Source organism: Paenisporosarcina sp. P4_B8 (genome assembly GCF_056402175.1).
In genome coordinates this window covers 1-7,738 of sequence record NZ_JBFUHX010000035.1, presented here as the reverse complement: position 1 = coordinate 7,738, position 7,738 = coordinate 1, and the positions used below count along the sequence as shown (strand labels likewise).

Below are 7,738 nucleotides of genomic sequence, written 5' to 3'. Positions count from 1 at the left end.
TGGACCATGCACTGATAGATTTACGATCGATATATTTCGCCAATACTTGATCCACATCCACTGTTGGTGCTTGTTTCTCTATGATTTTGTATGCACGACCCATTAATGCAGCCATTTGTTCACGTGTGATGTACATACTTGGTTTAAATGTATTGTCTTCGTAACCATTGATTAATCCTGCTTCAACAGCTGATTGTAGTTCCGAAACATACCAATCCGTTGGTCGGACATCTGTAAAGTTTTCTTGCTCCGTTGCTTTTGGCAAGTCGAGAGCACGCGCAAGTAAGGCTGTGAATTCTGCACGTGTAATATCTTTTTCGGGTGCAAATAAACCATTTTTCAGTCCATTAATAATGCCTTTTGTTGCTAATAATTCAATATCCTCTTTTGCCCAATGTTCTGAGATATCTGCAAATGTGATTGGCTCAGGCGTTGGCTCCGGAGTTGGTGTTGGGTTTGGAGGTAACGTGATATCCGTTGTAGCAGTTGCCACATTTGAAAAACCAGCGTTTAACCCGCCCGTTACCGTTACGCGGAATTTATAAGTCGTGTTTTCGTTTAATCCAGTCACAACTGCTGTATTTGAATCAACTGTTAACGGATTACTTGTTGTAGCTGTTGTCCATGGGCCATTTTCAATTGATTGTTCAATTTTCACATTCGTCGCATCAACAGCTGCTAGCCAATTCAATGTTGCTGTATGATTCGTTTTTGTTGTTGCTTTCAATGTGTTCACAAGTGATTTAATACTTAACTCGTTGAAGAAATCTGTGCTCACTTTTCCGTCGACCATTTCTTTTGGTGTGATTGTTGCATCTGGGTTTGATTTGTAAAGATTTGCAACCAAGTAATTCATATCCCCTACATTGACAATACCATCGTGGTTCAAGTCTTCGATATTGAAATCATTCGGTTTTTGAACTCCGAATTTCTTCGCAACTTGTTTCACGTCTAACACGTCAATGACACCGTCTCCATTCACATCACCAGCTACTGCAACGGGTTGGGCACCTTGTTTTTGTATATACACACCCATGTCTTCGCCCCAAGGTGTTTTCAAACCAAGCGTCAGTTTCTGAATGCTCTTCAGATGTCCAGGTGCTTCTACGACTATATCGATATCAATTGAATCTTTCGATACAGGAATATAGATATCTACAAAACCTTTTTTGTCAATCGTTCCTTGCACTTTTGTCCCGTCTTTCAATTGCCCGTATGCTTTTGCTCCTATGATGGAATAATCCATCTTAAAGTTTCCATAGAACGCTTCAAGATGGGTAAAAGATATCACATGAGAGCTCTTTGGTACGATCTTAAAATCGTTAATATTGTTGAATGATTGGATGACAACCGGGTCTTGCTCACCGTATTGTGTATACGTGAATGGAACGGTATTCTCTTGGACGTTAAACGTGTAACCTAAGAGGGTGCCGAAATCGTCATTAAACAGTTTAAATGTCACATCAAGGAATGGCGTATCACCGCTGATTCCTTTGAAATCTTCACCGCCACTGATATGAGCACCCGCATTCACCATTTTATTGTTACCTGGATAATTAGGGTCTTCTTTCACGATTGGCTCATCAATGGTTACTGTTAATCCTTTTTCATCCGCATACTTCTGGAATTCTGGGTTCACTTTTACGCTTTGGAACTGGAAGAGCCAATTATAGAATCCAACATCGTAGTTTCCAGCCATCAAGTCTTTTACGTTGTTTAAATTCAACGTCATAGTGACTGTATCGTTTAAATATATTTTTTGCTTATCGTAAGTTGGTGACACATAAGGTGTCCCTTTTTTGACGAATGCATAGGAAACAAGATCAGTAAACATGTGCCCATTTCTCGCCATATCGTTTGGGAATAGTCTGAGCGTTGCTGGACCATTCTCAATATCAGATTGTTCAATTCCGATTTTTGTATCCCCATTTGCATCAAGTGGGAAATCGCCGTTATAAACAGCTTTTTGATTGAAGTAATACCATAGCTTATTTTCAGACTGTGTGTAGCCTAAAGGTGCTAATTTTGCCGTTCCTTCGTCCCATACATTCGCATGAAGCCAAAACGCATGGTGCGTATTTCCGTCTGGCATCTGTTCATCTGTAAAGTCCGAATCACTTAGCTCATAGACGCCAGGTTTATGGTCTTTTAGCGTCAACTTCGAAAAAGTGTTATCGATGATAAACTTTTGATTAACGACCTCGTATCTCACCTCATCTGCATCTGTTGCACGAAGTTTGATGGTATACTCACCTTCTGGTAGTGTCTGCATCGGTTGTTTGATGTCTGTTTTTTCATCTTTCGGTTCGCCGATAAACGGATAATACGTTGCCGCGAATAATGTTCTTAGTTCCGTATCAAGAGGCGCACCTTTTAAGCTGAAAGGTTTTAACGAACTTGCTCCAAGTGCTTTTCCGTCTTTATCATAGATAATCGGCCATAAATCTTTCATCGGGCTGTTTAAGCTGAAATGGATATAGCGACTTTGAGGTATCCTAAATAGATTCGGCCAATTTAGCGTTGAGATTGCTGGATTCAAGATCTCAACGTCTCCGATTCCTTTTTCAACGAAGCGAGTCGCGAACGGAATGCGATAGTGTTCGTTTGGATTGTCATGGTTGACAATGTTCACATACCCTTCATATTGACCCGTCTCTGAGCTCGCAGGTATGTTAACCGTTGCCGTTACATTTGTTTCCTCCCCTGCAGCGATCGTCACAGATGCTGATGAAGTCGTTACGGTTACATTGTTCGCTGCTGCGTCACTTACCCAAGCACTCTCATTATCAACCGGTTTACTATATTCAGCCGAAACGTCGAATGTTTTCGCTTGGGTACCGCGGTTTTTAAAGACAATCGTACGGTTTTTTGTGTTTGTGCTATCGTCTTTTTTGTAAACCGCACCAAACGTCAATGCGCCTTTTTCATACGCGTTCTCTATAAAGCCACCCTTTCCATCACCCGTTAATGTGGTGTCTTGTACCTTGAATGCCATATCGTTATGAACGACTTCTGCTACATCTACTAAACCTGCGCCTACTTCGTACACGGAATATTCACCATTTAGTTTGTCCGCACTATTCATCAAGGCTGCTTTGACATCAGCCGGTTTGTAATCTGGGTGTGCTTGTAAAATCAATGCAGCAATCCCTGCTACGTGCGGAGAAGCCATTGATGTACCCGAAATACGGGCATACGCTTGTGAGTAATCAATTCCTGGTTCTGGACTGTGGATAAATTCTGGATATGTCGAGTAAACCGATACCCCAGGAGCCACAACGTCAGGTTTAATGTCATAGGTTGACATAACTGGTCCTCTTGAACTGAAACCTGCCAAATTGTTTCCTTCTGTTACAATCGACCCGATTTCAGTAAAAGTAATTGAATCCGTTTCAGCAGCTGCTTTTAAACGCTCGCCGTCTGCTTTTGACATGCGGAATGTTGGGATATAACCAACACCACTTGCTAAATAGTTATCGATGTCGCCGTCGACATTGTTATACATGATTGCCGCCACTGCGCCTGCTTTTTGTGCATTCACAATTTTTTCATTAAGCGCATACGTTCCACGCTCTATCAATGCTATTTTTCCTTGCAAATCAACATCTTTGAAATCATCCTCGCCACCTAAGCCAACAAACACAACTGGATAGGTTTTATTCGCAAGTGTTTCCACGTGGTCATTGAACCCTTTTCCAAGCAATTTAAAGTTGGTGAACGTTTCGTTTCCAACTGTCGCCGTTGCGGTCGGAATCGACATCGGGAAGTCACTTGCACCAACCGTAATCGGAAGCGCTGCTGCTCCAGGTGTGCCAAGAGTATATGAGTAATTACCTGCGTTTCCTGCTGCAATGACGCATGTTACTCCAACTAATGTTGCATTGTTAACCGCGATTGCTTCTGCTGATAATGGATTGTTACTCGCTGCACCAAGTGACAGGTTAATGACTTTCATGCCGTCACTAACGGACTTGTCAATGGCTGCAACAATCCCGCTCGAAGCACCAGAACCGTAAGGACCTAGTACGCGGTAGACATATAAGTCAACGCCAGGGGCAACCCCTTGTGCTGGATTTTCGACAGTTGCTTTCGATTGTGCTGCGATGGTTCCAGATACGTGCGTACCGTGGGACGTCGGGTATTCACGGCCTGGTTTGATTGGCTTACCTGCATTCACCCAGTCATCATATGTTGTTTCCATCGGATCTGCATCGTTATCGACGAAATCCCATCCCTTAACTGATTTCGGGTCAATTGTACTAGGGTTCTCACCTTCTTGTTTTCGGTACCCTTTATACACATCCGTTAAATCTGGATGATTGTAATCGATTCCTGTATCTAACACGCCGACTTTAATGCCGTTTCCTTTAATGCCTTCGTTATGAAGCGCATCAATTCCCGGAAGTGGGATCGAATTTTCTTTTAACCCTTCAACGCTTTGCTGCTTCACTTGTTCCACTTCTATCGGGTCAAGTTTGACTAGTTCATCTGCGAATACATGGCTAACAAGACCAGATTCTAATAGTCTCTCGACCATGTTTCCTGGAAGCGTCATGGCAACCCCATTTAACGCGTTCTTATATTCTCTTGTAATTTGGATGGCAGATGAATCTCCAGCATCTCCTTCACCAGCTGCAGTTTGCGCAGTAACTGCATTAACACTTAGGCCAGCTTTGTGCTGAGACAATCCATCCACAAATGCACGAAACTGTTTGTGCGAATCGCTTACGTCTTGTGATTCTTCTTCTAATGTTGTCTTGTCTCCAGCTACTTGTGACTGCATGACAGCTACTTTTGCCGGTGCTTGCTTGAATTCAACAATGACACGAACAGGTTCCACGCTTGATGTGTTGATCTTAGACGAAATTTTTGGACCACCTATGCTGTACTGATTCAATGCCGCAATCTGTTCTTTCGTCAACTGTGGAGCGCTCGAATCCTGATGAAAAGGATCGATAGGTGTTGATGATGCCGCTAGCACGTTGTACGGAATGACAGATGACAGTAATAAAGCACTCATCGTCGCAGTTGCTAAAATGTTCTTTAACTTACGATTTACCAATTCAATTCCCCCCTTATTGCAATCTCTTGAAAATTTTGTATTTTTATTTTATTTTGAATTGCCCATGCATATTGATAACAACCATGCCATCTTTTTCTGCTTTATCAATTGCAGCAATAAAAAAAAACCTTAGTCCGCTTCCATATGGACAAAGTACCCGGTAAGCATAAATATCTGCATCAAGTGTTTTATACTCACTATCCGCTTTTCCACGACCACCAATTAAACAGGCAACATGTGTTCCGTGTTATGTATAACACGATCCAGCTGCTGTTGTTTCTGGCCAGACTTTTTAGAAGCTTGTTTTGTTAACTTTTTCCCCATTTAACTCCTCCTAGTTTTTTGAATGCAAGATCACATTTGAAAAAAACATATTAGAAATCCAAAACTCCTATCTATTAAAAGGAATTACAATAGTGAAAGTGACTTGCTTAATTGTCACTTACCCTTTATAGAATACATAACAAGGCACCTACTGGATAAGCGATTACGTCACTTGCAGGTCCTACTTCTAATCATAGTTTGATAGATTTTTGGGCTTTCTAACTAAATATTTCAAATATATAACTTATTATATTATCAGGTATTTAATATAGCTATGGGGGTTTTTTGTGTGATTTTCCACCTAAACACTTTAATTTTTTTCTTTTAATTTCAAAAAAACAAGTAAATACCTTATTTCAAATTGGGGTTATGATAATATTTATAGTAAATTACAACAAAATGAGGGTTATATTTTGATTGAAGGTAAAATTATTCAATTCTATAGAACACTGAAAAATATGAAACAAGCTGAGTTAGGAGAAGGGATATGTTCTGCAACTCACATTAGTAAGATCGAACGAGGATTAACTGAAGTCTCTCAAGAAACACTCCAATTATTAGCTGATAAACTAGAAATAGATTTGCAAACTGAAATAAAAACTTATATGAGTCTAGATACACTACTAAAAGAATGGCTATATTCTATTAGTATGAAAATTTATTCAAAAGCGGATCAGTTAAAGGATAAACTTGAACATGTACCACTTCTACAAATGCCTACTTTCTTCCAATTTTACACACTTATTCTTACTAGGCATTATTTATTAACAGGTGATCAATCCCAGGCGCTTAAGTATTTGAATAAAATGGAATCTTGCAAGGAGTTTTCTCAATTTGAAAAAAATTTATTCCTTCACAATAAAGCATTTTACGAATTAAGATATTCTAAAGACTATCATAAAGCCATTGCAATTCTAAATGATATTGATGGAAATCAATATACACATGAATATCTATATCATTTGGCATACGCCTATAATTCTATTAACTCACGAGTGTTTGCTTTGTACTATGCAAGTAAAGCTTTGCAGTACTTTAAAGACGCTCGTTGCTTTACCCGAATGATTGAAACTGAAACACTCATACTAATGCAACTTGCCCAATCTAATGAGATGATCTCATTAGATTCTGAATATAATCGACTAATCGATTTGACGGTAGAATACGGACTTGATGATCATAGGGCTAGTCTCTACACTAATTTTGGATACTATAAACTTCGTGAAGGGAATTATTTAATGGCTATTGAGTGCTACGAAAATGCTATGTATTCATGGGAACACAAGAATTCATATTATTATCTTTGCTCTCTAGAAGCATATATCAACACTCTAATTAAGGGGAAATTGAAATCGAAAGATGAAATTTTAGCTCTAGCTAAAGTAGGACTTAAGCTTGCTAAAAAAACGAATGATTTACTCCATGTTCATTTTTTTAATCTTCATATCCTTACAATTCAAGATCAAAAAGATGATTATTATCAGTACCTTGAGTATAAAGCTAAACCATATTTCAATAAAATAGGCTTGGAACAAGCATCAGAACATTATCAAATTCAACTTTTTAATTACTATATGGAAAATCAGGAAATGAATAAAGCCAATTCATTGGCCAAATCAATAATCAATAAATATCCAAATAATTATCAATTTCCTTAGATAAAATTCTATCGCTCAATAATTTTAAAAAATGGCAGCGTTCCTAATGAATTCGCTGCCTTACTTATCCTCATCTTTATCTAAATACTTTAACTAAAAATTTTGTGCCCCAATCCTGCCCCATTAACCCTGTTTTATTGAAATTCAACAGCTGTTATACAATAAAAAAAACCTTGAAAATCAAGTGTCTAAGTTATTATCCCAACTGGACTTGAACCAGCGACCCCTCCCCCGTCAAAGTAGGACAATAGTATTTTCAAGTAATATGTAATGTCACAAAGTTGCCCTATTGTCTCCAATTTATTTATTTTTATGCAAATAGCTTTTCCAGTTACTGAACAGCATTACGGATTTGAGTCGGTCCATTTTTTCGATAAGTGACTTCATTTCAATAATGAACCAATTATAAAAAACAGAAAATATCCTTGTTCAACAAACTGGACCGATTGTTGAACACAAGTTAAACAACACTGTTCAACTAACCTCCCTCTATAAATATTGATGTATCAACGGTTTGCACCACTTAGTAATGAAAAAATATTTTTTATACAATTTATAAACATAGTCTTGAATTTCTTGTTTTTATTACCAAATTGAGCGTACGCTTCGCTAAAACTAATGGAAATCATTAGCTTTTTTCTCCACTATGTGATGCACAATGGATCTCTGCGAAACTTATGATGACGGACCCTCC

Annotated in this window: 3 protein-coding genes; 1 reads left to right on the top strand and 2 read right to left on the bottom strand. The window is 38.7% G+C overall.

The window, feature by feature from the left end:
• Together AC1DSK_RS17010 and AC1DSK_RS17005 are read right to left on the bottom strand one after the other, a co-directional pair.
• The coding region (locus AC1DSK_RS17010) for a S8 family serine peptidase (protein ID WP_477598429.1) at window positions 1-5,062 on the bottom strand (5,062 nt) is incomplete at its 3' end.
• A gap of 43 nt (window positions 5,063-5,105) precedes the next feature.
• Window positions 5,106-5,285, bottom strand: a complete 180-nt coding sequence (locus tag AC1DSK_RS17005; protein WP_477548790.1) for a hypothetical protein — start codon at window positions 5,283-5,285, stop codon at window positions 5,106-5,108.
• A 514-nt stretch (window positions 5,286-5,799) separates the two neighbouring features.
• Here AC1DSK_RS17005 and AC1DSK_RS17000 point away from each other — a divergent pair.
• Entirely contained in the window at window positions 5,800-7,044 is a 1,245-nt protein-coding gene (locus AC1DSK_RS17000) for a helix-turn-helix domain-containing protein (RefSeq protein WP_477548788.1), read from the top strand.
• The last annotated feature ends 694 nt before the right edge of the window (window positions 7,045-7,738 follow it).